Source organism: Pacificibacter maritimus, from assembly GCF_003814915.1.
Classification (GTDB): Bacteria; Pseudomonadota; Alphaproteobacteria; order Rhodobacterales; family Rhodobacteraceae; genus Celeribacter; species Celeribacter maritimus.
The window spans coordinates 243,771-267,741 of record NZ_RKQK01000001.1 but is presented as its reverse complement, the minus strand read 5'-3'; the positions used below and the strand labels follow the sequence as shown (position 1 = coordinate 267,741).

Here is a 23,971-nt window from a genome sequence, read left to right as displayed (position 1 = left end):
GCAAATGTCCAACTCGCCCGTTGATGAACTCGCTCAAATCAAGAACTCAATCGCGGAACTGCGCGCGCGCGAACATGCGTTGGAAACGCGCTTTGTGCAATTGCGCAACTCAGGCCCTTTCTCAGGTTTCGCAGGCGAGCTTGTGATTGAACAGACAGCCCATGAAGTCTTTGATATCGCAAAACTGCCCGACACAGTGTTGAATGATCCGCGATTTTATTCCTTGCGCCAAGTCACTTCGGTCCGCATCGAACCCCATGAGGAGACAAATTCGCATGCGCTTTTCGCACAGGTGACACGTGAATTACCTTGCCCTGCGTCCCCCCATTCATAGTCTGTGCTGCGCGGCAGGCAAACCTGTGCCAAAGCCAACAAAACTTCGTCACCAAAGAAAACGGCAGGGAAATATGACCAGCTGTTCAAAAAAATGGCACAGCATCTGACGCGCGCCCTCTAGCGCTTTTGCGCCAGACGCGCTATGCGAAAGCCATGACCGATACACTCACACTCCGCCGCCCCGATGACTGGCATTTGCACCTGCGCGATGGCGCTATGATGCAGGCCGTCTTGCCCGAAACTGCACGCCATTTTGCCCGTGCTATCATCATGCCGAACCTTGTGCCCCCTGTGGTCAAAAGTTCCGATGCCAGTGACTATCGCGATCGCATTTTGGCCGCTTTGCCAAAGGGCGCAGATTTCACACCGCTGATGACCCTGTATTTGACCGAAGACACGGATGCAGATGATGTGGCAGCCGCACATGCCAGCGGTTTGGTGAAAGCGGTGAAATTGTACCCAGCGGGGGCAACGACCAATTCCAATTCAGGCGTGCGTAACTTTGACAACGTGCGTGCTGTGCTGGAAAAAATGGCCGAAATAGGCCTGCCTTTGTGTTTGCACGGCGAAGTGACAACGGCTGACGTGGATATTTTCGACCGCGAAGCCGTGTTCATCGATACGATTTTGGACCCAATCCGCCGCGCCAACCCTGATTTGAAGGTCGTGATGGAACATATCACCACGAAAGATGGTGTGGATTACGCGAAATCGGCCGACAGCGGTTTGGCTGCGACCATCACAACGCACCACCTCGTCATCAACCGCAACCACATCTTGGTTGGCGGTATCAAACCCCATTACTACTGCCTGCCAGTGGCCAAACGCGAAGAACACCGCTTGGCATTGGTCGAGGCGGCGACATCAGGGGATAAGCGCTTTTTCTTGGGCACAGATTCCGCACCGCATTTAGACCATTTGAAAGAAAATGCATGTGGCTGCGCAGGCTGTTTTACCGCGACAAACACATTGTCAATTCTGGCAGAAGTCTTTGAAGCCGAAGGTAAACTGCACAACCTTGAAGCATTTACATCACTCAACGGCCCCAATCACTATGGGCTGCCAGTCAACGAAGGCACGATCACCCTGCGCAAAGGTGCGCCCGTAGAGTACCCCAAAAACATTGCCACGCCCGAAGGCCCCGTCACTGTTTTCGACCCGCTGATGCCGCTGCATTGGTCGGTTGAGGCCTAAGATTTAAGATACCAAGGACACAGTTATGATCCCTACTTCCTTTCCAGACTCCACGGAAATTGCCCGCCTGACTGCGCGCATGTTGCTTGAAATCAAAGCCGTTGATTTCAACTCAGCTGAGCCCTTCACATTGGCATCAGGCTTGCCTAGCCCGACCTACGTGGATTGCCGTAAATTGATTTCATACCCACGTATTCGGTCGACCTTGATGGATTTCCTATCGGTCACCGTGATGCGCGATGCGGGTTTTGAAGCCTTCGACAACATCGCAGGCGGCGAAACGGCAGGTATTCCATTTGCGGCCATGGTTGCTGAACGCTTGGCATTGCCAATGACATACGTGCGTAAAAAACCTAAAGGTTATGGGCGCAACGCGCGGATCGAAGGTAAAATGACCGAAGGCGAGCGCGTGCTCTTGGTCGAAGATCTCACAACAGATGGCGGGTCGAAATTGTCGTTTGTTGACGCGATCCGCGACACAGGCGCAACCTGTGCGCATACGGCTGTGATTTTTTACTATGGCATTTTCCCCGAGACAGAAAAAACCTTGGGCGATCACGGCATTCAACTGCATTCTTTGTGCACATGGTGGGATGTCTTGGCGGAAGCCAAACTGCAAAAAGCCTTTGATGCCGAGACCTTGGCCGAAGTTGAGAAGTTTCTCAACGCGCCACGCGACTGGCAAGAGGCCAATAAAAAGACATAAACATTCGGGTCATCCCGAAATGCGCAAGCTGAAAAACGCCGCAGGTCAATCTGCGGCGTTTATTTTTTCTTACCACCGATTTACAAGATTTAGAGGGACAAAAGGCACTTCACGCTAGATTCAGTAGGGGTGAAGTTATCCACAGAAAGATACAGATTGAACCTTCCCCATCAGGGTCGTTACAACACAACAACCCATGAAAACGACAAGGCCGCACCGGATGAATGACGATATCGCAACGCTCAAGGACACGCAGAATTCGGACGATCCAGGCTATACAGATATGCCTGACACAGCGAACACATCAGAAATGCACAGCGAGGCAGGCACAGCCGTGGCAACGCAATCTGGCACGGTGATTTCATCTTACGATGGTGCGATGCCCCACAATACAGAAGCCGAACAACAGCTTTTGGGCGCACTTTTGACCAACAATGATGTGTTCGACAAAATTGCATCTGTGATCATGTCTGAACATTTCTACGATCCAGTTCACCGCGATATTTACGAAAAAGCGGCAGAACGGATTGCGAAAAACATGCTTGCCTCGCCCGTGACGCTAAAAGCCTATATGGAAGACCATAAAGGTTTGCAGGAATTGGGCGGCCCAGCCTATCTGGCGCGTTTGGCAGCCTCAGCGATTTCCACCTATGCTGTGCGCGACTATGCGCAACTGATTTACGATCTGTATATTCGTCGCCAGTTGATTGAACTGGGCAATGAAATTGCAGGGTCTGCCGCCAGCGGTTTGGATGCGCGCGAACCTGTTGAACAGATCGTATCCGCTGAACAAAAGCTGTACTCGCTCTCAGAACAAGGCAAGGCCGATACGGGCTTTAAATCCTTTCTTTCCGCCGTGACCCAAGCTGTTTTGAATGCCAACGCGGCCTACGAGCGCGGGGGCGGCATGGCGGGGATTTCGTCTGGCTTGATTGATCTCGATAAAAAGATGGGCGGTTTGCACAAATCGGATTTGATCATTTTGGCGGGACGTCCATCAATGGGGAAAACCTCGCTTGCGACCAACATCGCCTATAATGTGGCAAAAGCCTATAAAAAGGGCATGACACCTGAAGGCAAAGAGGGCGCAATTCAAGGCGGCGTTGTTGGGTTTTATTCGCTTGAGATGAGCGCCGAACAGTTGGCTGCACGTATTTTGGCCGAAGCGGCTGAGATTTCATCGCATAAAATTCGCCAAGGTGACATGGAAGAAGACGAATTTCGCCGCCTCATTGAAGCGGCAAAAACGCTTGAGACCTGTCCATTATATATTGATGACACGCCTGCCCTACCGATTTCGCAATTGGCAGCACGTGCGCGGCGCCTGAAACGTACGCATGGTTTGGATGTTTTGATCGTCGACTATTTGCAATTGGTGCGCGGAACGCCCAGCACCCAAGGCAACCGTGTGCAGGAAATCGGCGAAATTTCCATGGGTCTAAAAGCCATCGCCAAAGAATTGAACATCCCTGTGATCGCCCTGTCCCAGCTGTCGCGGACGGTGGAAAGCCGCGACGACAAACGCCCTCAACTGTCGGATTTGCGTGAATCTGGTTCAATCGAGCAAGATGCCGATGTTGTCATGTTTGTGTATCGCGGTGAGTATTACAAAGAGCGTGAAAAGCCAGATGATCACAACCACGAAGCCATCGCAGCTTGGCAAGAGGAAATGGAACGCCTGCACGCCAAGGCCGAAGTCATTTTGGGCAAACAGCGTCACGGTCCGATCGGGACTGTGACCTTGTCGTTCACAGCGGAATTCACGCGCTTTGGTAATTTGGCTTACGAACATCATTTGCCAGACGCCGAAGAATACTAAGTTTATCGAGTTTTAGGAGACAGACAGGCTTCGGATTTGGCTTGCACCCAATGCCGTAGCCCGTCAAAACACGTTTATGGGCACATCTATACTTCATATCGATCTGGGCGCAGTGACGCGCAATTGGCGCGCACTTGATGCAAAATCTGATGCTTCTGTTCAAACCTGCGCAGTGGTCAAAGCCGACGGATATGGGCTTGGCGTTGGCAAAGTCGCGCGCGCATTGATGAAAGCGGGCGTGAAAACCTTTTTCGTCGCAGCAGTCGAGGAAGGTGTGATCCTGCGCCAAGCTGTTGGACCCACACCGCGCATCTGCATTTTTAGCGGCCATATGGCTGGCGACACTGATATGGTTTTAGATATGCAATTGACCCCAATGCTCAATTCGCTTGATCAAATCACCCGCCATTTCAATGCCTTGCCTGATCATCCTTTCGGTGTACAACTCGACACTGGGATGAACCGCTTGGGGCTTGAAGCCAACGAATGGAGCACGGTGCGCGACTTGGTGATTGGCAAAAAACCTATGCTGGTGATGTCGCATTTGGCCTGCGCCGATGAACCAAATCATCCCATGAACGCCCAGCAATTGGCGGCGTTTAAAGACATGACAGACGGGTTAGATGTACCGCGATCCTTGGCTGCGACAGGCGGCATATTACTGGGAGCGGACTATCATTTTGATCTCACACGTCCTGGCATCGGTCTATACGGCGGTTTGCCTTTTGACGATGCCGAACCCACAGTGCGCGTCGAATGCCCCGTCATTCAAATTCGCGACGTGGCCGTTGGTGAAACCGTCGGATACGGCAATTCTTGGATCGCAGAAACCCCCTCACGTGTGGCCACAGTTGCTGCGGGCTATGCAGATGGGATAACGCGGCATATTTCAAATCAATCTGTGCTGTTTGATGGCGACACCCCCTGCCCACTTTTAGGGCGCGTATCGATGGATTTGATCACAGTGGATGTCACCCATCTTGATCATAAACCACGGTCGCTTGATCTTTTATGCGCTCATCAGACGGTTGATGATTTGGCCGATATTGCAGGCACGATCGGTTATGAAGTTTTGACATCATTGGGCCACCGCTACACACGCAGGTATCGCCCATGACAACGGGTTTAACGTCGAACGCAGTCACGCGTCTTTTGGCCACCATCGGGCGTACAAGCCTTGGCGCTTTGGCGGGAATCGGTCGGATCGTCCTCTTTGCGCTATCGACGCTCAGACATATGGTCACGCCACCGTTTTACCTAAGAGAGTTCACCCAAAGCCTTATAAATGTTGGATTTTTATCCCTACCCGTGGTGGGGCTAACAGCTCTGTTCACAGGCGGAGCCTTGGCGTTGCAAATCTATTCAGGGGGATCGCGCTTTTCAGTCGAAGCCGTGGTGCCGCAGATTGTCGCCATCGGCATGGTGCGCGAACTTGGTCCTGTTTTGGTTGGCCTGATGATTGCAGCACGGGTCACGGCCTCGGTCGCGGCAGAAATCGCAACCATGAAGGTCACCGAACAAATCGACGCTTTGGTCACACTCTCGACCCATCCGATGAAGTATCTCACCGTGCCTCGCGTTCTGGCGGGGCTTATCTCTGTGCCTTTGCTGGTGGCTGTGGGGGACATCATCGGGATCTTTGGCGGCTGGCTTTTGGCCACGCAATCCTTAGGCTTTAATCCGGCAACCTATCTGCAAAACACAGTGAATTTCCTTGAACCCAGCGATATCATTTCATCGCTCGCAAAAGGCGCGGCATTCGGATTTATCGCCACACTGATGGGCTGCTATTACGGCATGCAATCGGGGCGCGGCGCACAGGGCGTGGGCAATGCAACCAAATCTTCTGTTGTGGCCGCAGCGATCTTAATACTTGCGGCGAACTTCATTCTGACACAGGCATTTTTCGCGATATGATTGAACTTTCTGGCGTCCATAAATCTTTTGGGTCTAAACAGATTTTGCGCGGTGTTGACCTGTCGGTTGCGCGTGGTGAAAGCTTTGTGATTATCGGCGGATCAGGCACAGGGAAATCTGTGACGCTCAAATGCATCTTGGGCCTGATTGCCCCTGATCAAGGCGTGATCAAAGTCGATGGCGAAGAGGTGACGCAGACAGGAGACCGCGATGCATTTTTGTCCCGATTTGGCATGCTGTTCCAAGGGGCTGCGCTGTTTGATTCCATTCCTGTTTGGCAAAATGTCGCCTTTCGCCTGTTGCGCGGCACCTTAAAACGCCCTCATTCAGAGGCCCGCGAAATTGCCATTGAAAAGCTGCGCCGTGTGGGGCTGTCCCCCGATGTGGCCGACCAATTCCCCGCTGAGCTGTCGGGAGGCATGCAAAAACGTGTGGGGCTGGCCCGTGCTATCGCAGCCGATCCTGAAATCATTTTCTTTGACGAACCCACGACAGGGCTGGACCCGATCATGGCGGGGGTCATCAATGATTTGATCCGCGAGATCGTCGTAGAAATGGGCGCGACGGCGATGACCATCACCCATGACATGACATCCGTGCGCGCCATTGCCGATAAAGTGGCCATGCTGCACGGCGGTAAAATTCGTTGGACTGGCAAGGCCGCGGATATCGATTCAGGGCAAGACCCCTATGTGCAGCAATTCATTACCGGCGCGCCGACGGGGCCGATTGAAACTTTGCGCTGATCACCCGTCGCTTTTTCTGATCTAACCTTAGGTCATCACAGGATTTGAAGCTAAACCACTCAAAGTCCCGCCTTTGTTTCCTCACATGGGACAATATCCAAATATTCCCCTAAAACATTGATTTTTACGCCTTAGTTTGGTTACCTATTCGGTAGTTAATCTTGGGGAATTAATGATGTCAGAGTTACCAGAACCAGCCGCGATGACGGCCAAGCAAAACCTACGCAATCTGTTCCAAATCATATCGATGTGGATTCTGATTGGGCTGGCGGCGGCGGCATCGGTGGCGACTATTCTGTCTGCTTTCAACGTGATCCCTTGGATGCCCCTTGGTCCTGACAGTGCTCCAGACAGCGCGCTTTGGCTGCAAATCACAGGCACAGCTGTGCTGGTCGGGCTTTGCGCCTTTTTGCCCAGCGTATATCAAATCCAGCGTTTGGAACGCAGCCATCGTGATTTTAAGATTTCGATGAAAGACATCGCCACAGCCTATCGCATGTCACATGCGGCAGACCGCGAAGGCGTTTTTGCGCTGTCCACAGAGTTCGAAGATGTACGCGCCCGTTTGGAACATGCACGCAAACATCCCGATCTGGGGCATTTGGAACCAGAGATTTTAGAATTGGCCGCGCAGATGTCGCATATGACCCGCGATTTGGCTTTGGTCTATTCAAAAGACAAAGTCACCCGCGCCCGCGATTTTCTGCGTCAACGCCAGCAAGAACTCGATACATTCAATGAAAACCTAAGCCTTGCTTTAACGGTGACTCAAGAGTTGCAGCGCTGGCAACGCGATGTTGAAGCTTCAGAACTAGAAGCCAACCGTCAAATGGATCGTCTTGAAAAAGACCTGAAAGAAATCCTGCCTCAGTTGGGATATGAATTAGATGACGAACAAGGCGAATTGCCCCTGTCTGCCCCAACAGATAACGAGGGAAAAGTGATCGCTCTATCCCCCAGCGCAAGCGGAAAATCGAGCCCCGCCGCGGACTTAGGTGACTTGCGCACGACAGGGCTTGATCGGCCAAATTAGGACCATGACAAAATCGCAGATGTTGCACAGGCCTGCACCAAAGCGCGACTTCACGGCTAAGATATTGCGCGCATTAAACCTGTCTTTGCTGATTTTCTTTCCCCTCGCTTGGACAGCCCCTTTGCTGCGTGCGGGGCTTTTACCGCTGTTTGGCATGACCGAAATATCGGTGCTGTCGGGCATAAAAAGCCTGTGGGAAACGGATATTGTGCTGGCAAGCATCGTGGTGTTTTTCGCGGTATTTGCCCCGATCATCAAAGTCATAGCCGTAGAACTGACTTTCTCCGGATACCTGCCCGCAAAGTTAAAACCCGCCATCTTCGTTTTGGCGCGTTTGGCGATGGCGGATATCTTTCTCATCGCTATTTACATCACTTTGGCAAAAGGGCTGCGCATTGGCCGCCTAGATGTCGCATGGGGGCTGTATTTGTTTACGGCCTGCGTGCTCACCGCGCTGGTGATCAGTTTGTGCAGCAGAAAAGGCTCAACTGTCGCAGATGGGGTTGAATGATGCGCGCGCATGACGCTAAAACAAACCAACAAGAACATAGCGCGAACAAAATCAATAACGAGCGGAGCACACCATGGCCAAAGCCCAAGTAAAATACACCTGTAGCGCCTGTGCTGCCAGTTTCACCAAATGGTCGGGGCGCTGTGACAGCTGCGGCGACTGGAACACTATCGTCGAAGAAAAGCCCCTATCCACATCTGGACCTGCCAAGAAAACCTTGGGCGGGATGCGTGGCAAACAGGTGCCTTTAAGCGACCTATCCACCAAAGAAGCCCCGCCCCCCCGCACGCAATGCGGCATGGGCGAATTGGACCGCGTTTTGGGCGGCGGACTGGTGCCTGCCTCAGCCATTTTGGTGGGCGGCGATCCGGGCATCGGTAAATCCACATTGATGTTGCAGGCTGCTGCGCGTTTTGCGACCGCGGGGTTGAAAACGATTTATGTCTCGGGCGAGGAATCAAGCGCACAGGTCCGTATGCGGGCCCAGCGATTGGGCTTGGGGGATGCCCCCGTGCAATTGGCCGCAGAAACCAATCTGCGCGATATTTTAACAACGCTGGAAACCGAAGCCCCCGATCTGGTCGTGATCGATTCTATTCAAACCATGTGGGCCGATAACGTCGAAAGTGCGCCTGGATCTGTCAGCCAAGTGCGTGCTGCGGCCCATGAAATCGTGACCTTTGCCAAATCGCGCAATGTGGCAGTGATCATCGTCGGCCATGTCACCAAAGACGGGCAGCTTGCAGGGCCACGTGTGGTCGAACATATGGTCGACACGGTTTTGTATTTCGAAGGGGAACGCGGCCATCATTTCCGTTTGTTGCGTGCTGTCAAAAACCGCTTCGGTCCTGCGCAAGAAATCGGCGTCTTTGAAATGACAGGCGATGGATTGAGCGAAGTGACAAACCCATCGGCCTTGTTTCTATCTGAGCGTGACAAACCCACCGCAGGGTCTGTTGTCTTCGCAGGAATCGAAGGCACGCGACCCGTGCTGGTCGAATTCCAAGCGCTCGTTGCCCCCTCCCCTAATGCCCAAGCACGACGCACGGTTGTGGGTTGGGACGGGGGCCGCTTGTCGATGATCTTGGCCGTGCTCGAATCGCGTTGCGGTATTCCTTTTGCTGGGCTTGATGTCTATTTGAACGTCGCGGGTGGCATGAAAGTGTCGGAACCCGCCGCAGATTTAGCCGTGGCGGCCGCGCTTTTATCCGCGCGAGAAGACACAGCAATCCCTAAAGACTGTGTGGTTTTCGGGGAACTGTCGTTGTCTGGAGGCCTCAGACCCGTAAATCAAACAGAAAACAGGTTGAAAGAAGCGCAAAAACTTGGTTTTTCATCGGCAATCGCCCCATCTCGGTCTAAAGCTGGTGATGGAACAGGCATGCAGATTCGCTATATGGACGATCTAGTGGGCTTTGTTGGCGAAGTTTTTGGTGCGGGTTGATAGTGCGTATTTACTGCGATCTATTTAGCACGTGAGGGATAAACGGGTGGTGCACAAACCCGATATATAGAAAGGCAAAGCTTCATGGACGGCTTTACCATTGTTGATGCTATCGTTGCGCTGGTGATCATTGTATCCGCGCTTTTGGCCTATTCTCGCGGTTTTGTTCGCGAAGGCATGGCCATTGCTGGCTGGATCGTTGCGGCCGTTTTAGGGTATCTTTTTGCCCCCAAGGCGGTGCCTTTGGTCAAAGAAGTTCCCGTTTTGGGCGGTTACATATCCGACAGTTGCGAATTATCCGTAATTGGTGGTTTTTTCGGCGTTTTCGCTTTGGCTTTGATCATCGTATCGATTTTTACGCCTTTGTTATCATCCGCCATCCAGCGCTCGGCGCTTGGCAGTATTGATCAGGGCTTGGGCTTTTTGTTCGGCGTGATCCGTGGTGTTGTTTTGGTTGCGATCACTTTGGTCATCGTGGACCGCATTTCCACAGGCGACCGCATCGCCGTTTTGGAAGATTCGCGCACCGTCAAAGTCTTTGACCGTTCACAAAGCCGCCTTGATGAAAGCATTCCAGAAGATGCGCCAGGTTGGATCACAGCACGCTACGAAGGTCTGGTCAGCATCTGTACTGAATAGGTTTGATCCGAAATTCTTTTCAAAATTGGCGACACAGGCGGCAAGCTTGGGTCGCCAATTCTATATTGAAGGATCGGTTTCCCAAAGAGCAAAGCGGGAAAATCGCAAAGTTTGACCAAACATTCGAAATTCTTTTGTGATCCTTTCGTGACATATCCCCCGATAGGCTCTAAACGAAAGACGAAATGCACGCCCTTGGATTCGGAGCCTGATGCCATGCGCCAGATGCCCCCTGCAAACCCGTTTGACGACGATAAATTGAAAGAAGAGTGCGGCGTGTTTGGCGTTGTCGGCATGGCCGACGCAGCCAACTTTATCGCACTCGGCCTACACGCGCTTCAGCACCGTGGACAAGAAGCAGGCGGGATCGTCACATTCGACCCCGAAGTTGGCTTTAACTCCGCACGTCGCTTTGGCTATGTACGCGATAACTTTACCAGCCAAAAAGTTATGGAAACCCTGCCAGGCGAAGTTGGCATTGGCCATGTTCGTTATTCAACAGCAGGCTCAAAAGGCGCCACGGCGATCCGTGATGTGCAGCCCTTCTTTGGAGAATTTTCCATGGGCGGGGCCGCGATCGCCCATAACGGCAACATCACAAATGCCGATGCACTGAAACGTGAATTGATTGACCGCGGGTCGATCTTTCAATCTTCCTCAGATTCCGAATGTATCATTCACTTGATGGCGCGCTCTTTGCAGCGCAACATTCCTGAGCGGATGAAAGATGCCCTGCGCCGCGTCGAAGGTGCGTTTTCAGTGGTCGCCATGACCCGCACCAAATTGATCGGTGTGCGCGACCCACGCGGTGTGCGACCACTTGTGTTGGGCAAAGTCGGTGAAAAGGGCTATGCGCTTTCATCTGAAACCTGCGCCTTAGACATCATCGGCGCAGAATTCGTGCGCGAAATCGAACCAGGCGAAATGGTTGTCATTTCTGATGGGAAAGTAGAAAGCTACCACCCGTTTGAACGCACAGCCAGCCGTTTTTGCATCTTCGAACAGGTCTATTTCTCACGCCCAGACAGTATTTTGGGCGGGCGCTCTGTCTATGAAACACGCCGCCAAATCGGCGTAGAACTGGCACGCGAAACACCTGTTGAGGCCGATCTTGTTTGCCCAGTCCCAGATTCAGGCACGCCAGCTGCGATTGGCTTTAGCCATGAATCTGGCATTCCTTACGGCATGGGTATCATCCGCAACCAATATATGGGCCGCACCTTTATTGAGCCGTCAGAGCAGATCCGTAACATGGGCGTGCGTCTGAAACTCAATGTGAACCGTGCGCTGATCCGCGGCAAGCGCATCATCTTGGTCGATGATTCTGTGGTGCGCGGAACGACATCGCAAAAGATCAAAGACATGTTGCTGGATGCGGGTGCCGCCGAAGTGCATTTCCGAATTGCCTCACCGCCCACCATGTGGCCATGTTTTTACGGCGTGGATACGCCTGACCGCGATAAATTATTGGCGGCGAATATGTCTGTCGATGAAATGTGTGCGCATTTGGGTGTGGATTCATTGCAGTTCATCTCGCTAGACGGGCTTTACCGCGCCGCTGGCGTGCCTGAGGGCCGCGATGCGAAAGCGCCAAAATATTGCGATGCCTGTTTCTCTGGCGAATATCCCGTGGTGCCAAGCGATATGATCGCCAAAGGTTTTGAAATGAAGACCGCCGCAGAATAAGCGGGCTTGCCACAGACTATCATTCCACCGCCGCCCCATTGATTTGGGGCGGCGGTTCTTTTATGGGACAGGGGCACAGATCCTATTTGGCAAAGGCCACAGTATGACATCACCTTTAGACCTCGATCCCCGCTGGCGCGCCTTACAAGATATGGGCGGCGTGATGGATATCGGCTTTGACCACCCCAGCGCGTGGACCCATGGCGAACGTGGCGCTGAGCCATTTATCAAAGTCGGTGATGACCAACTGGCATCAGAACTTTGCCGTTTTTCCGACCAGCGTTTCATCTGCGCCGCTTTGACATTGGCGATCCGTGGATCCGAAGATCACGTGATTTTCGCGATTTGGGTCAAGGTGCCTGATGATTGTTTTTACGCCTATGTTGAGACCTTTGACGGTGGTCCTGCACCTGAAACGGCGGTTGGCAAACTGTCGTCAGAGCTTGGGCCCGTCGCCCCCTTGGGCGCGGCCGTCGCACTCACGTTTTCCGATAGGGAGTCCCGCCCGAAGGCGCAGCTTTTTGGTGGCGCGACCGATATTTCTTTGGACGATCTTTTGGCGCTTTACGAGGCCACAGGCACCGTAAACCGCGACGATCTTGGCAGTGTCCAATAGAGCGCCTGCTGCCCCCCTTTTCGTCTTGACCCTTCAGCCTTTCGAAAGCAGACCAAGCCTATGACTGAGAAAACAAAAATTGCCCTGATCACAGGGGCGTCACGCGGCCTTGGATTTCATTTGGCCGAAGCGCTTGCGCCTGAGTATCACATCGTTGCCGTGGCCAAGACCACAGGCGCACTTGAAGAGCTAGATGATCGGATCAAAGCCAAGGGTGGCGATGCGACTTTAGCGCCTATGGATATCACCAATCCAGATGCTATGGCGCATCTGTGTCGCGGCATTTACGACCGCTGGGGCTATCTGGATTTCTGGGCGCATACGGCGATCTATGCGCAACTTTTATCGCCAGCAGATCACTTGGACCCGAAAGATTTTGACCGCACCATTGGCACCAATGTCACGGCCACAGGCAAGTTGATCCCAATGGTTGGCCCACTGTTAAACATGGGCCCTCGCCGCGCGGATGTTATGTTTTTCGATGATCCTCACGCAGGGGAAAAATTCTATGGCGCTTACGGCGCTGCGAAAGCCGCGCAGATCGCCATGGCCAAAAGTTGGCAGGCAGAAACGCAGAATTCAGAAAAAGCACCGCGTATTCACATTGTGCAGCCCAATCCGATGCCAACAGGCACACGGGCACGTTTTCACCCCGGTGAAGGCAAAGCGGCACTGACCCATCCACGTGACGAAGCCCCACGTTTGTTGAAAAGCCTAGGCCTAATCTAAGCTGTGGCAGCAGGGGCGAGCGGTGCAAAAAGATCGATGCGGTAGCCATCTGCATCGGCCACAGTGGCGTATCGCTGGCCCCAAAAAGCATCCCAAGGTGCGGTCAAAACATCAAAACCAGCCGCTTTGATTTTGGCCACATGTTCATCCACTTCGGCGGGTGTGGCGCAGAGCATGGCAAAAATCGAATGGTTCGGCGCGCGCGGCACCTCGCCTGTCAGTTTCTCCATCAAAGCGGCACTGTCGATCATCAAACGCGGTTCGCCCAAACGCCGTATCGGTTCCACATGATCATCACTTTCAAAACCGCCTTCGAAGTCGAAGCCAAGCAAAGTGTAAAATTCTTTGGCACGCGCAATATCAACAGCACTCACCGCAATGGCATCTAAAACAGGTTTGGGCATAAAAATATCTCCGATTTCCAACAAAGAATGCGCTCAACCGCCAACAAGACGCAACCCTGTCTTGCTGTGATTCGCGACCTGCTTTATGGAGGAGAGAACTTGAGGGCAAAGGGCGGCGGACAGATGCGCATTCTTATCACCAACGATGACGGTATTAACGCGCCAGGTTTGGCGACTTTGGAAAGCATCGCGCATCAGCTTGCAGGCCCAGAGGGTGAAGTCTGGGTTGTCGCCCCTGCCTTTGAACAATCGGGCGTTGCGCATTGTATTTCCTATGCCCATCCCACGATGATATCCGAACTTGGCCCGCGTCGCTGGGCCGCCGAAGGGTCGCCCGCAGATTGCGTATTGGCCGCGCTATATGACGTGATGCCTCAGCGGCCTGATTTGGTATTGTCCGGCGTCAATCGCGGCAATAACGCAGGCGAAAATTGCATGTATTCGGGCACGATCGGGGCAGCGATGGAAGCCGCGTTGCAAGATGTCAAAGCCATCGCTTTGAGCCAATTTTTTGGTGACGAAAACAAAGATTTAGACGATCCCTTTGAAAGCGCTAAAGCCCACGGTGCCGCTGTGATCCGCAAGTTATTGTCTTCGGCCCCTTGGGGCGGCGAGGACTACAACCTGTTCTACAACGTCAATTTCCCCCCTGTGCCTGCCGCACAAACAGGCGGTATAGCTGTGACCCGTCAGGGCCGCAGACAGGGATCTGGCTTTGGGGTAGAAGCGCAGATGTCCCCATCGGGGCGCCGTTTTCTATGGGTGACAGGATCACCGCAAAATGTTGAGACAGGCAAAGGGACAGATGTCAGCGCCAATATGGCTGGGCAGATTTCTGTAACGCCAATGCGTGCTGATCTCACGGCCCATGATGCAATGAATGACGTTGAGGCTGCGCTAAAATGAACTTTGGCCCTGAACAACAAATGCAATTTCTCTACACCCTGCGCTCAAAAGGGGTGACAGACAAGCGCACCTTGTCAGCAATGGAGCGCATTGATCGCGGAGCTTTTGTGCGGGGGCATTTTGCAGATCGTGCATATGACGACATGCCTTTGCCCATTGCATGCGGCCAAACCATTTCCCAGCCTTCGGTTGTGGGCTTGATGACCCAAGCTTTAGATGTGCAGCCGCGCGATAAGGTTTTGGAAGTCGGCACAGGGTCGGGCTATCAGGCAGCTGTGCTCAGCCAATTGGCGCGGCGTGTCTATACCGTTGATCGGTTTTCGCGTTTGGTGCGCGAAGCGCAAGAGGTGTTTGACATGCTTGGCATCGTCAATATCACCGCCTTTTCAGCGGACGGCAGTCATGGTTTGACCGACCAAGCGCCGTTTGATCGCATCATCGTGACTGCCGCCGCAGAAGACCCGCCTGGCCCCCTCTTGGCGCAGCTGCGTGTTGGCGGTATTATGGTTGTGCCTGTGGGCCAGTCCGATACGGTGCAAAGCCTGATTAAAGTCACGCGCCTTGAAAAAGGCTTTGACTATCAAGAACTGCGCTCAGTGCGTTTTGTCCCTTTGCTTGAAGGGATGGGTCAAGAGTAACCGCCCGCGTTTGGGCCAATTTTCTGGGGAGACTACTCCCCCTGCGGGCAATGACCCGAAAACTGAGGATCGAGCTATGACATTTATTCAATTGCCAGCCCAAAGTAAAAACAGTTTGCGTCGCCTTGCCTTTACAGGCTGTGCGGCCCTTGCCTTGACGGCCTGTGATAAGCCTCTCGACTTTGATCTACGCGGGCTGACAGATGCTTTTTCGACGGCCCCCGCAGCCCTTGAGGCACAGACAGTTGCCAAACCAAAACCTGATGCCAATGGCATCATTTCCTACCCCAACTACCAAGTTGCCATCGCACGCAAGAATGACACTATCGACACATTGGCCAACCGTATTGGTATGTCGTCGCAAGAATTGGCGCAGTACAACGGTATCCCTATGGGCGTGACCCTGCGCGCGGGTGAAGTCATCGCCTTGCCGCGCCGTGTTGATCAGGTCTCAACCGTTGCCACACCGACAGGAACGATCGCGACAGGCGAACGCATTGATGTGACATCCTTGGCCAATGAGGCGCTCACATCCAAACCGCTGGATGCCCCTGCACCATCGGCAGCTGCGACACCGACCCTGCAGCAAAACATGTCGAACATTTCAACCGAACCTGTGCGTCACCAAGTTCAGCGCGGCGAAACCGCCTATTCTATCGCACGCAAATACGGTATCTCGGTTCGGGCTTTGTCTGACTGGAACGGACTGGGATCAGATTTGGCCGTCCAAGAAGGCCGCTATGTTTTGATCCCTGTAAAAGCAGCGACCACAACAGCGCCTGTTGCCGCAGAACCCACGCCAGGCACAGGATCAGCTGCACCGACGCCGCCATCTGCGGCCGAGCCTTTGCCAGATGTAAAAGAAGCCACACCAGCGCCCGCCGCGCCTGTGAAGCCTGCAGCCAATTTAGGCAGCACTCAGACATCTAGCGCTGAAATGACCAAACCCGTGTCAGGGCCAATCATTCGTGATTACGATAAAGACAAATCAAAATTTGTCCTGTTCTCCGCCCCCTCTGGGACCAATGTGCAAGCGGCCAAAGCGGGCACTGTGAAACTGGTATCGACCAATGCAGATGGGGTGCAAATCGTCGTGATTGATCACGGAGACGGCTTGCAGACCGCCTATAGCTTCATCGACAATCTGTCGGTGAAAAAGGGTGACAAAGTGTCCAAAGGTCAGTCGATTGCCAAGGTGACTTCGAATGAATTCAATGCCTTGCAGTTCATGGTATTTAAGGGAACGCAAACGGTAGATCCTTCTCCCTACCTGAACTAAGACCACGTTTTATCAAAAAAAGCCGCCCCTCGGACTTGGGCGGCTTTTTTCATTCTTACACAGTATGCGCGCTGGGGTTACGACAAAGTCACGCCCTCGCGACCCGCCAAATCGACAAAATACTGCCAAGCCACGCGGCCCGAACGCGATCCACGTGTGGCCTGCCATTCGATGGCCTCAGCGCGCAGGGTCTCGTCGTCGATGACGACTTTATGCGCATCACAGTAGCCACGGATCATTGCCAGATAGTCGTCTTGGCTGCACGGGTGGAACCCAAGCCACAGGCCAAAACGATCTGACAAAGACACCTTTTCTTCGACAGCTTCCGAGGGGTTAATCCCAGATGAGCGTTCGTTTTCGATCATATCGCGCGGCATCAAATGACGACGATTTGACGTGGCATAAAACAGCACATTTTCAGGACGCCCTTCGATCCCGCCATCTAAGACCGCTTTCAACGATTTGTAATGCTGATCGTCATGACTGAACGACAAGTCATCACAAAACAGCAAGAAACGATGTTTCGAGCTACGCAAATGACCTAAAAGGCGCGCCACAGATGGCAAGTCTTCGCGCTGCATTTCGACGATTTTCAAAGGCAGGCCTTGGGCACAAATCGCCCCATGCACAGCCTTGACCAAGGATGATTTACCCATACCGCGCGCGCCCCAAAGCAAAGCATTATTCGCAGGCATGCCATTGGCGAACTGAAGCGTGTTTTTCAACAAAGTATCACGCGACCGATCAATACCGACCAACAGATCCACATCAACACGCGAAACCTTGTGCACTGGTTCCAGCCGATCAGGCCCCGTGTGCCAAACAAAGGCATCTGCCGCCTCTAAATCGGGCGTCTTTTGGGGCGCAGGCGCCATGCGTTCCAAGGCCTCTGCAATACGTTTCATCGTTTTATGCGCCATGACTGACCCTTTTATTCGTGATCTTCATAGTCGTCATACAAGTCTTCGTCTTCGTCCAAAATCCCCGCCGCACGCAATTCCTCTGTGCGTTTTTTCTCAACACGTCCCACAAGGAAAATCGACACCTCATAGAGGCCATAAACCACCACAAACAAGATCAACTGGGTGGTCACATCAGGCGGTGTCACCAAAGCTGCGACCAGCAAAATGCCGACAACCGCGTATTTGCGCGTTGACCGCAGACCATGTGCTGTGGCCAGACCCGCCTTGCCCATCAATGTCAAAAGCACAGGCAGTTGGAAACACAGACCAAAGGCCACGATCATTTTCAAAGTGATATCAAGCGTCTCGTTCACCTTACCGTTAAACACGATGTCGATGCCCGATTTGACGGAGGCCACATCGGCATCCCCTTGCGCCACCACGAGGGCTGCAACAAAGGATGGCAGATCCGCAAAGCCTAAGAAAAACGCCATCGCCAGAGGCACAACAACGTAATGCGCAAAGGCCGCGCCCAGCAAAAACAATGCTGGCGATGCAATGAGAAACGGCAAAAACGCATTCTTTTCATTGCGGTACAGACCAGGGGCAACAAAGCGCCAAAGCTGCGTGCCGATCACAGGAAAGGACAACATCAAGCCGCCAACCATCGAAATGCGGATCAAGGTAAAGAAATATTCTTGCGGCGCTGTGTATTGCATCACAGGGTTGGGATTGCCCAAACTGCGCATGGTTTTTTCAATTGGCATCAGCAAGAAATCCAAGATCGCCCCGCCGAAGGTGAAACAAATCACCATACCCACGAAAAACGCCAAAACAGCGCGGATAAGCCGAGTGCGCAATTCCGCTAAATGTTCGATTAATGGCGCTGAGCTGTCTTCAACTTCGTCATGAAGCATTTCATTCTGGCTCATGCGTCGCCTTCTTTCTTAGATTTGGGAGCTGCTTTTTTCGCGGCAGTTTTGCTGCCAGCTTTTTGGGTTGTTGTTTTGCTGGGTGCTTTTTTCGCTGGTGCTGCCTTTGCCGCTGGCTTTTTCGCAGGTGCTTTTTTCGCGGGTGCCTTCTTGGCAGCTGCCTTTGCAGCAACAGGTTTGGCAGGCGTCACATCACCCTGATCTGCGGTGTCTTGCGCTGCCTTGCGCGCCGTTGCCTTAGCCGCAGCACTTTCGCTAATTTTCTTAGCTTCAGCCGCGCGCGCTTCGGTCATCTCGATTTTGGGTGGGGCTTTTGCATTCAGCGGGTTCCAATCTTCAAAATCAGAAGCCGCCTCTTTCAACTTGTCCAAGCCAAATTTTTTCGGGTTTGCAGCCGCGTTCAAACTGTCTTTGATCTCACCAACGCCCGCTTCGTCCGCGGCGTTTTCCATTGCACGCGAAAACTCGCGTCCCATGGCTTTGATTTTGGCAGTAAAGCGGCCAAGGGTGCGAAACATCCCTGGCAAATCTTTCGGCCCAACCACGATAAGGGCCACGATCCCAATGATCAAAAGTTCAGACATACCAATGTCAAACATGTTGAGCCGCCTTTCAAAAACGCCACGCAAAGCACAGGGGCGACCTACAAAACAAGATCGCCCAAGCGCCGAAATTGAAAAAGAATGAAAGCTTAGACTTTGTCTTTTTCAACAGTCTCAGAGGCTTCTTCATCAACTTTTGCGGCTTCGTCTTCGATTTCTTTGGTGCCATCATTCACACCTTTTTTGAACGCTGTGATGCCCTTACCCACTTCGCCCATTAGACCCGACACTTTGCCGCGACCAAAAAGAACCAAGACCACAACAGCGATCAGCAAAAGGCCCGGAATACCGATATTGTTCAGCATAGTCTTTCTCCTGTGTGCGGGGTGCTTTCACCCGCCTAAAAATTCATCTGTCTTAGAAGTAACGAAGATTTCGCCGAGGAAAAGCGCGAAATGCGCAATTTTGTCTGCTTGCACAACATTGGCGCGCAATGTGAGAGCATCATCGCACTACTGACAGGTTTATGTCAGTTAATATGCAGTGTATTTTAGAGCAATCGAATCGCATTTCTGCGCTCCCTCCCGCAAAGACAACCACCAAGGATCGTTATGACAGGACGCAAGCAATCAGCGGCGCAGCGCAGTGACCGACTTATGGCACTGATCCAAATTTTGCGCGATGGGGAACTGCACAAAGCCCGCGACTTGGGCGACGCACTTGCGGTAACGCCGCGCACAATTTGGCGCGACATGGCGACCCTGCGCGCTTCTGGGTTACCCGTCGATGGCACGCCTGGTGCAGGGTATCGCGTGACGGCACAAGTCACATTGCCGCCTTTGAATTTGAGCATGGGCGAGTTCGAAGCCCTACATCTGGCTGTCGCGATTTTGACCGAGGCCACAGATCCTGAGCTGGCGAAATCAGCGCAAAGTCTGGCTGTTAAAATTGATGCCGCCCTGCCCGAAAACACAGGTCCGCCCAGCACGCAATGGGGGTTTGCCATCCATCCCTTCGCAGATACCGCAGCGGGGTTTAAACATATGCCCCTATTGCGCGATGCAGTGCGCAATAAAAAACTCATTCGGATCAGTTTCTTATCCGAAGACGGAGCGCAAAGCACAGAGTTGATCCACCCCTTGCAGTTGAACTATTGGGGGCGGGTTTGGACCATGGTTGCGTGGTGCAGATCACAGCGCGATTTTTGCGAATTTCGTGTCGATCGCATTCAATCTTTGATCGACACTGGCGCGACGTTTGATGACGAGGTTGGCACTGGGCTGGACGATTTTCTAAAGCTGAGGCAAGCGCCCAACAGACTTTAGAGGCATTACAGCGCGGGAAAAACGAAACAACGTTCGCGGCGCAGCATCAACCAGAGCGGCGTTCCGACCTTGGGCAAGAACACCGATGGCACTGTGGCACGTAGCAAAGATCCATCAAAATCCATTCGAAATTCCACTAAACTTTCGCGCCCCATAAAGCGCGACCGCTCAACGATACCGCGCGCGGGCGTACCGTCTTGAGGGGTCGGATTGGGGCCGCGCCCTGCACGATCAAAGTCGATCCGCAAGTGCTGAGGGCGGATCACGATATCGACGGGCGTGCCATCCGCATGACCAGGGCAGAGGAATTCGCCAAATGCAGTAGAGACCAAAGCGCCCTGCACTTCGCCACGTATAACATTGATATCGCTAAAAAAGGCTGCAGAGCGTTTATCAACAGGCGCGTTGTAAATATTGTATGGCGCCCCTTGTTGCACGATCCGCCCATCGCGCATTAGTGCGATTTCATCGGCCATGCGCATGGCTTCATCGGGTTCATGCGTCACCAATAAAACAGCCGCGCCTTCTGCTTTAAGCACTTCTAGCGTGCTATCGCGAATTTCATCTTTGAGACGTTCATCCAGACCTGAAAAAGGTTCATCCATAAGCATAACAGACGGGCGTGGCGCCAGCGCGCGGGCCAAAGCGACACGTTGCTGTTCGCCCCCCGAAAGTTCGTGGGGAAATTTTTTCAAGGCCGACAGAAGCCCTACTTTTTCGAGTAAATCTTCGATGCGTGCTTGTTTTTCACCGCGCGTGCCACTGAGACCAAATCCGACATTCTGCGCGACGCTGAGATGGGGAAAAAGCGCGAAATCTTGGAACATCAGCCCAATAGAGCGCGCTTCAGGGGGCACGCGGTGCACCGTGTCACAGACCAGCGCACCGTCGACGTAAATTTCGCCACTGTCTTGCATGTCAACGCCAGCAATCATACGCAAAGTCGTGGATTTACCACAGCCCGAGGGCCCTAAAAGACAAGTCACTTGGCCCGGCATGACCTTGAGCGAAACATCACTTACGACCTCACGCCCTTGGAAGTTTCTGCGCAGGTTGCGAATTTCCAATCGGGCAGGTTCAGGCATGGGCTTAGGAGACACTGGATCTTGGACTTGGGTATTCATACGCAGTATCCGACAAAAACTCTAAGGGTGCCATGTCCTATCAGCGGCCCAAACGCTTGGCAACCAGTCGGGCCGAGATGGACCGCGGCGATGGAAAAAATCCACCGTCGCGGGCCATTTTACATGGTGGAAACGGTCGCACCACCATCCAGCAAGATATTTTGCCCAACCATAAAGCCCGCATGTTGCGAACACATAAAGGCGCAGGTGGCCCCAAATTCCGCCGCATCACCATATCGCCCTGCTGGGATCGCCGCGTATTTTGCCGCGCGCACGTCATCAAAGCTGTCGCCAGAACTTTTTGACGCCGCAGTATCGAGCGCGATCATGCGGTCTGTATCATGCAGGCCCGGCAACAGGTTGTTTATTGTCACACCACTGCCCGCCACTTGGCGCGCGGTGCCTGCGACATAGCCCGTAAGGCCTGTACGCGCCGCATTCGAGAGGCCCAAAACAGGAATAGGCGCCTTAACAGAGACCGACGTGATATTCACAACACGACCCCAGCCGCGCGTCATCATCGCAGGCACGAGGGCTTTGATCAAAGCAATTGGGGTCAACATGTTGGCATCGAGAGCTGCGATAAAATCATCGCGATCCCAATCGGTCCATAATCCAGGGGGCGGGCCACCCGCATTCGTGACCAAAATGTCGATGTCGCCTGCGGCTTTCAGCACCTCAGCGCGCCCTGCGTCGGTTGTGATGTCGGCGGCGATGGCTGTGACGTTAACCTTATACCTGTCCCGAATATAGGCTGCTGTGGCTTCAAGCGCGTCTTGCCCCCGCGCATTCAATATCAAATCGACACCCGCCTCTGCCAATGCCTCTGCGCAACCGCGCCCCAAGCCTTTGGACGATGCGCAGACCAATGCGCGTTTCCCTGTGATTCCCAGATCCATTCGATATCCCTCTCAATTTTTGCTTACTTCTTTCGCCTCAGTGTCCAAGGCGATTTTCGCGATCCATCGTGTAAATCGCGTCGTTTGAGCAGAGATGATCACAGTATGAAGATCAGAACAAGTCAGACTGACCTAGCATTTTGGGGAATCGGCCTGTCCAATTTCCGCGCAATTCAGTCCAGTTTCGCCAATGAAAATAGATAAAAACCGAAGTAAAAATTAATAATTGTGGCAAATTTTTCAGTAAAGTTTCCCTGTTCTGTCCAATTTCGCCCAATTGACGCCATTGTTCGTCAATACCGTTCAAATAACAAAGTTTTGTAAGAGGTCCTGCACAATGTTCCCCAGTGTAACGGTATACAATCATTTCATTTTCTGGCAAAATCTAAGCGCACAACGAAATATATCCGCACGGCCAAACGATTCTGCCAAGATTGCAGGAGGTCACGACGGGCGAACACGGGTCCGCGCCGTGACGACTGTACGAGTATGATGAACCCAATGCACACAGATTTACCAGATCTTGAAAATTCACTCACTTTAAACAGTGGGGCAGTGCCGACCCAAAATCTGCCTGTCTATTTGGCAGAGGATTTTCGCGTTATCAACGGCGCGAATTTTGGCGATCCCATTTCTCATGCGGATGAGATTGAGCTGGATGACACCTATCAGCTGGAAAATAACGCTGAACGCGCACGTCTGGCCATTAACGTACACGACAATGCCATTACGATCGCCGAAGGATCCGACCTTGGGGTTGTTGGCGCCGATGTGCATTTGGACTGTGTCGTCACCTTGATGGCACCAGACGGAGCCACAGTCGAAGTTCTGATTTTGGTTGAAACCGACGACAGGGGCATGATTGAGGCGACCTATATGTTGCCTCTCGCACCCTTACTAGAGAAACAAGATTATTCGGCTGTCACGCTGGATCGTGAAAATGCCCGCACACGCTTGGCTGAAGTGGCTTGTGTGTCCTTCACGCGTCGCACTTTAATTACCATGGCCAATGGTCTGCAAAAACCGATTGAGCAGTTAAATGTTGGCGACCGTGTTTTGACCCGCGATCATGGCCCCCGCGAAGTGCGTTGGATCGGCCACCAAACGGTACGCGCGACGGGATCATTCGCGCCGATTATCATCAAAAAAGGGGCGTTGAATAACGAAAATGATCTGACGGTCAGTCCCAATCACCGCATTTTTATTTATCAACGCAAAGATCGCCTGCGCGCAGATCGCGCCGAAGTTTTGGTGAAGGCCAAGCTTTTGGTCAACGGCGTTAACGTGGTACAATCAGACGGCGGTTTTGTTGAATATTACCAGCTATTGTTCGACAATCACGAGATCATCTATGCCGAAGGCATTGCGGCCGAAAGCATGTTTGTGGACACGCAGGTCAAGCCATATCTGCCAGCAGATGTGCAGGCGCGTTTATCCAGTTCAGTGGAATTTCACGAACCTACGCGCGGGTTTGAGCTTTCAGAAATGTTGATAGAGCCCGAAGACGCTGCAAAACTGTTGCGTTCGGTCGCAACCTCGTAGAGCTTGCACATAGACCTAGTACATGAACTATGTGTAATTTTACTTGGCAGTGCGCTTTGTTCAAGTTTCGCATGAACCATTTCGAACCAAAATATTGAGGGC

General features: G+C 52.9%; 26 protein-coding genes. 19 read left to right on the top strand and 7 right to left on the bottom strand.

The genetic code is table 11. The features are described from left to right. The first annotated feature begins 4 nt into the window (after positions 1–4). The 14 genes from EDD53_RS01205 (at position 5) to EDD53_RS01140 (ending at position 13,376) form a co-directional block, all read left to right on the top strand. Positions 5–334 (top strand): hypothetical protein, encoded by a 330-nt coding sequence (locus EDD53_RS01205; RefSeq protein ID WP_148087088.1) that lies wholly within the window; start codon positions 5–7, stop codon positions 332–334. Positions 335–489: 155 nt separating this feature from the next. Next, positions 490–1,530: a dihydroorotase gene (pyrC, locus tag EDD53_RS01200; protein ID WP_123791380.1), complete on the top strand. Its 1,041-nt coding sequence runs from the start codon at positions 490–492 to the stop codon at positions 1,528–1,530. A gap of 25 nt (positions 1,531–1,555) precedes the next feature. Next, positions 1,556–2,236, top strand: coding sequence for an orotate phosphoribosyltransferase (locus EDD53_RS01195; RefSeq protein WP_123791379.1), 681 nt, complete (start codon positions 1,556–1,558; stop codon positions 2,234–2,236). A 379-nt stretch (positions 2,237–2,615) separates the two neighbouring features. Then, positions 2,616–4,055, top strand: coding sequence for a replicative DNA helicase (locus tag EDD53_RS01190; RefSeq protein ID WP_246002244.1), 1,440 nt, complete (start codon positions 2,616–2,618; stop codon positions 4,053–4,055). A gap of 76 nt (positions 4,056–4,131) precedes the next feature. After that, a complete protein-coding gene (gene alr, locus EDD53_RS01185) occupies positions 4,132–5,172 on the top strand; it encodes an alanine racemase (protein WP_123791378.1) in 1,041 nt (346 codons plus the stop codon). After that, positions 5,169–5,972: an MlaE family ABC transporter permease gene (locus tag EDD53_RS01180; RefSeq protein ID WP_123791377.1), complete on the top strand. Its 804-nt coding sequence runs from the start codon at positions 5,169–5,171 to the stop codon at positions 5,970–5,972. Before alr ends, EDD53_RS01180 begins: the two co-directional genes overlap by 4 nt. Then, positions 5,969–6,718 carry an ABC transporter ATP-binding protein gene (locus EDD53_RS01175; RefSeq protein WP_123791376.1) on the top strand — a complete coding sequence of 250 codons (750 nt, stop codon included), beginning with the start codon at positions 5,969–5,971 and terminating at the stop codon, positions 6,716–6,718. Before EDD53_RS01180 ends, EDD53_RS01175 begins: the two co-directional genes overlap by 4 nt. 175 nt (positions 6,719–6,893) lie before the next feature. After that, entirely contained in the window at positions 6,894–7,751 is an 858-nt protein-coding gene (locus EDD53_RS01170) for a DNA repair protein (RefSeq protein ID WP_123791375.1), read from the top strand. 4 nt (positions 7,752–7,755) lie between these two features. Beyond that, positions 7,756–8,262, top strand: a complete 507-nt coding sequence (locus tag EDD53_RS01165) for a paraquat-inducible protein A (protein WP_246002132.1) — start codon at positions 7,756–7,758, stop codon at positions 8,260–8,262. Positions 8,263–8,335: 73 nt separating this feature from the next. Beyond that, a complete protein-coding gene (radA, locus tag EDD53_RS01160; protein ID WP_123791374.1) occupies positions 8,336–9,706 on the top strand; it encodes a DNA repair protein RadA in 1,371 nt (456 codons plus the stop codon). 84 nt (positions 9,707–9,790) lie between these two features. Further along, on the top strand, positions 9,791–10,345 hold the full coding sequence (locus tag EDD53_RS01155) for a CvpA family protein (protein ID WP_123791373.1): 555 nt from the start codon (positions 9,791–9,793) through the stop codon (positions 10,343–10,345). A gap of 216 nt (positions 10,346–10,561) precedes the next feature. Beyond that, on the top strand, positions 10,562–12,031 hold the full coding sequence (gene purF, locus EDD53_RS01150) for an amidophosphoribosyltransferase (protein ID WP_123791372.1): 1,470 nt from the start codon (positions 10,562–10,564) through the stop codon (positions 12,029–12,031). A 103-nt stretch (positions 12,032–12,134) separates the two neighbouring features. Next, the gene (locus EDD53_RS01145; RefSeq protein ID WP_123791371.1) at positions 12,135–12,647 is read left to right on the top strand and encodes a DUF2199 domain-containing protein; all 513 of its coding nucleotides are present in this window, start codon (positions 12,135–12,137) and stop codon (positions 12,645–12,647) included. Between the two features lie 60 nt (positions 12,648–12,707). Beyond that, complete coding sequence (locus tag EDD53_RS01140) at positions 12,708–13,376, top strand: SDR family oxidoreductase (RefSeq protein ID WP_123791370.1); 669 nt, start codon at positions 12,708–12,710, stop codon at positions 13,374–13,376. Here the strand turns inward: EDD53_RS01140 and EDD53_RS01135 are convergent. Continuing rightward, a complete protein-coding gene (locus EDD53_RS01135; RefSeq protein WP_123791369.1) occupies positions 13,373–13,780 on the bottom strand; it encodes a VOC family protein in 408 nt (135 codons plus the stop codon). The two genes, EDD53_RS01140 and EDD53_RS01135, sit on opposite strands and share 4 nt — an antisense overlap. A gap of 123 nt (positions 13,781–13,903) precedes the next feature. Here EDD53_RS01135 and surE point away from each other — a divergent pair, with 123 nt between their 5' ends. The 3 genes from surE (at position 13,904) to EDD53_RS01120 (ending at position 16,603) form a co-directional block, all read left to right on the top strand. Further along, positions 13,904–14,686 (top strand): 5'/3'-nucleotidase SurE, encoded by a 783-nt coding sequence (surE, locus tag EDD53_RS01130; protein ID WP_123791368.1) that lies wholly within the window; start codon positions 13,904–13,906, stop codon positions 14,684–14,686. Further along, positions 14,683–15,324, top strand: a complete 642-nt coding sequence (locus EDD53_RS01125) for a protein-L-isoaspartate(D-aspartate) O-methyltransferase (RefSeq protein ID WP_123791367.1) — start codon at positions 14,683–14,685, stop codon at positions 15,322–15,324. The genes surE and EDD53_RS01125 overlap by 4 nt, the downstream gene beginning before the upstream one ends. A gap of 76 nt (positions 15,325–15,400) precedes the next feature. After that, complete coding sequence (locus EDD53_RS01120) at positions 15,401–16,603, top strand: M23 family metallopeptidase (RefSeq protein ID WP_123791366.1); 1,203 nt, start codon at positions 15,401–15,403, stop codon at positions 16,601–16,603. A gap of 77 nt (positions 16,604–16,680) precedes the next feature. Here the strand turns inward: EDD53_RS01120 and EDD53_RS01115 are convergent, their stop codons facing one another. From EDD53_RS01115 to EDD53_RS01100, 4 genes are all read right to left on the bottom strand, one after another. Continuing rightward, positions 16,681–17,523 (bottom strand): ATP-binding protein, encoded by an 843-nt coding sequence (locus EDD53_RS01115; protein ID WP_123791365.1) that lies wholly within the window; start codon positions 17,521–17,523, stop codon positions 16,681–16,683. A gap of 11 nt (positions 17,524–17,534) precedes the next feature. Beyond that, complete coding sequence (gene tatC, locus EDD53_RS01110; protein ID WP_123791364.1) at positions 17,535–18,437, bottom strand: twin-arginine translocase subunit TatC; 903 nt, start codon at positions 18,435–18,437, stop codon at positions 17,535–17,537. Continuing rightward, a complete protein-coding gene (tatB, locus tag EDD53_RS01105; RefSeq protein WP_123791363.1) occupies positions 18,434–19,036 on the bottom strand; it encodes a Sec-independent protein translocase protein TatB in 603 nt (200 codons plus the stop codon). Before tatB ends, tatC begins: the two co-directional genes overlap by 4 nt. A 92-nt stretch (positions 19,037–19,128) precedes the next feature. Then, entirely contained in the window at positions 19,129–19,344 is a 216-nt protein-coding gene (locus EDD53_RS01100) for a twin-arginine translocase TatA/TatE family subunit (protein WP_123791362.1), read from the bottom strand. A 246-nt stretch (positions 19,345–19,590) separates the two neighbouring features. Here EDD53_RS01100 and EDD53_RS01095 point away from each other — a divergent pair, with 246 nt between their 5' ends. Further along, the gene (locus EDD53_RS01095) at positions 19,591–20,304 is read left to right on the top strand and encodes a helix-turn-helix transcriptional regulator (protein ID WP_123791361.1); all 714 of its coding nucleotides are present in this window, start codon (positions 19,591–19,593) and stop codon (positions 20,302–20,304) included. Between the two features lie 5 nt (positions 20,305–20,309). Here EDD53_RS01095 and EDD53_RS01090 read toward each other — a convergent pair whose 3' ends face one another. Both EDD53_RS01090 and EDD53_RS01085 read right to left on the bottom strand, forming a co-directional pair. Continuing rightward, positions 20,310–21,428 (bottom strand): ABC transporter ATP-binding protein, encoded by a 1,119-nt coding sequence (locus tag EDD53_RS01090; RefSeq protein WP_425464042.1) that lies wholly within the window; start codon positions 21,426–21,428, stop codon positions 20,310–20,312. Positions 21,429–21,547: 119 nt separating this feature from the next. Beyond that, positions 21,548–22,327: an SDR family oxidoreductase gene (locus tag EDD53_RS01085; protein WP_123791360.1), complete on the bottom strand. Its 780-nt coding sequence runs from the start codon at positions 22,325–22,327 to the stop codon at positions 21,548–21,550. Between the two features lie 501 nt (positions 22,328–22,828). Here EDD53_RS01085 and EDD53_RS01080 point away from each other — a divergent pair. Next, the gene (locus EDD53_RS01080) at positions 22,829–23,869 is read left to right on the top strand and encodes a Hint domain-containing protein (protein WP_123791359.1); all 1,041 of its coding nucleotides are present in this window, start codon (positions 22,829–22,831) and stop codon (positions 23,867–23,869) included. The last annotated feature ends 102 nt before the right edge of the window (positions 23,870–23,971 follow it).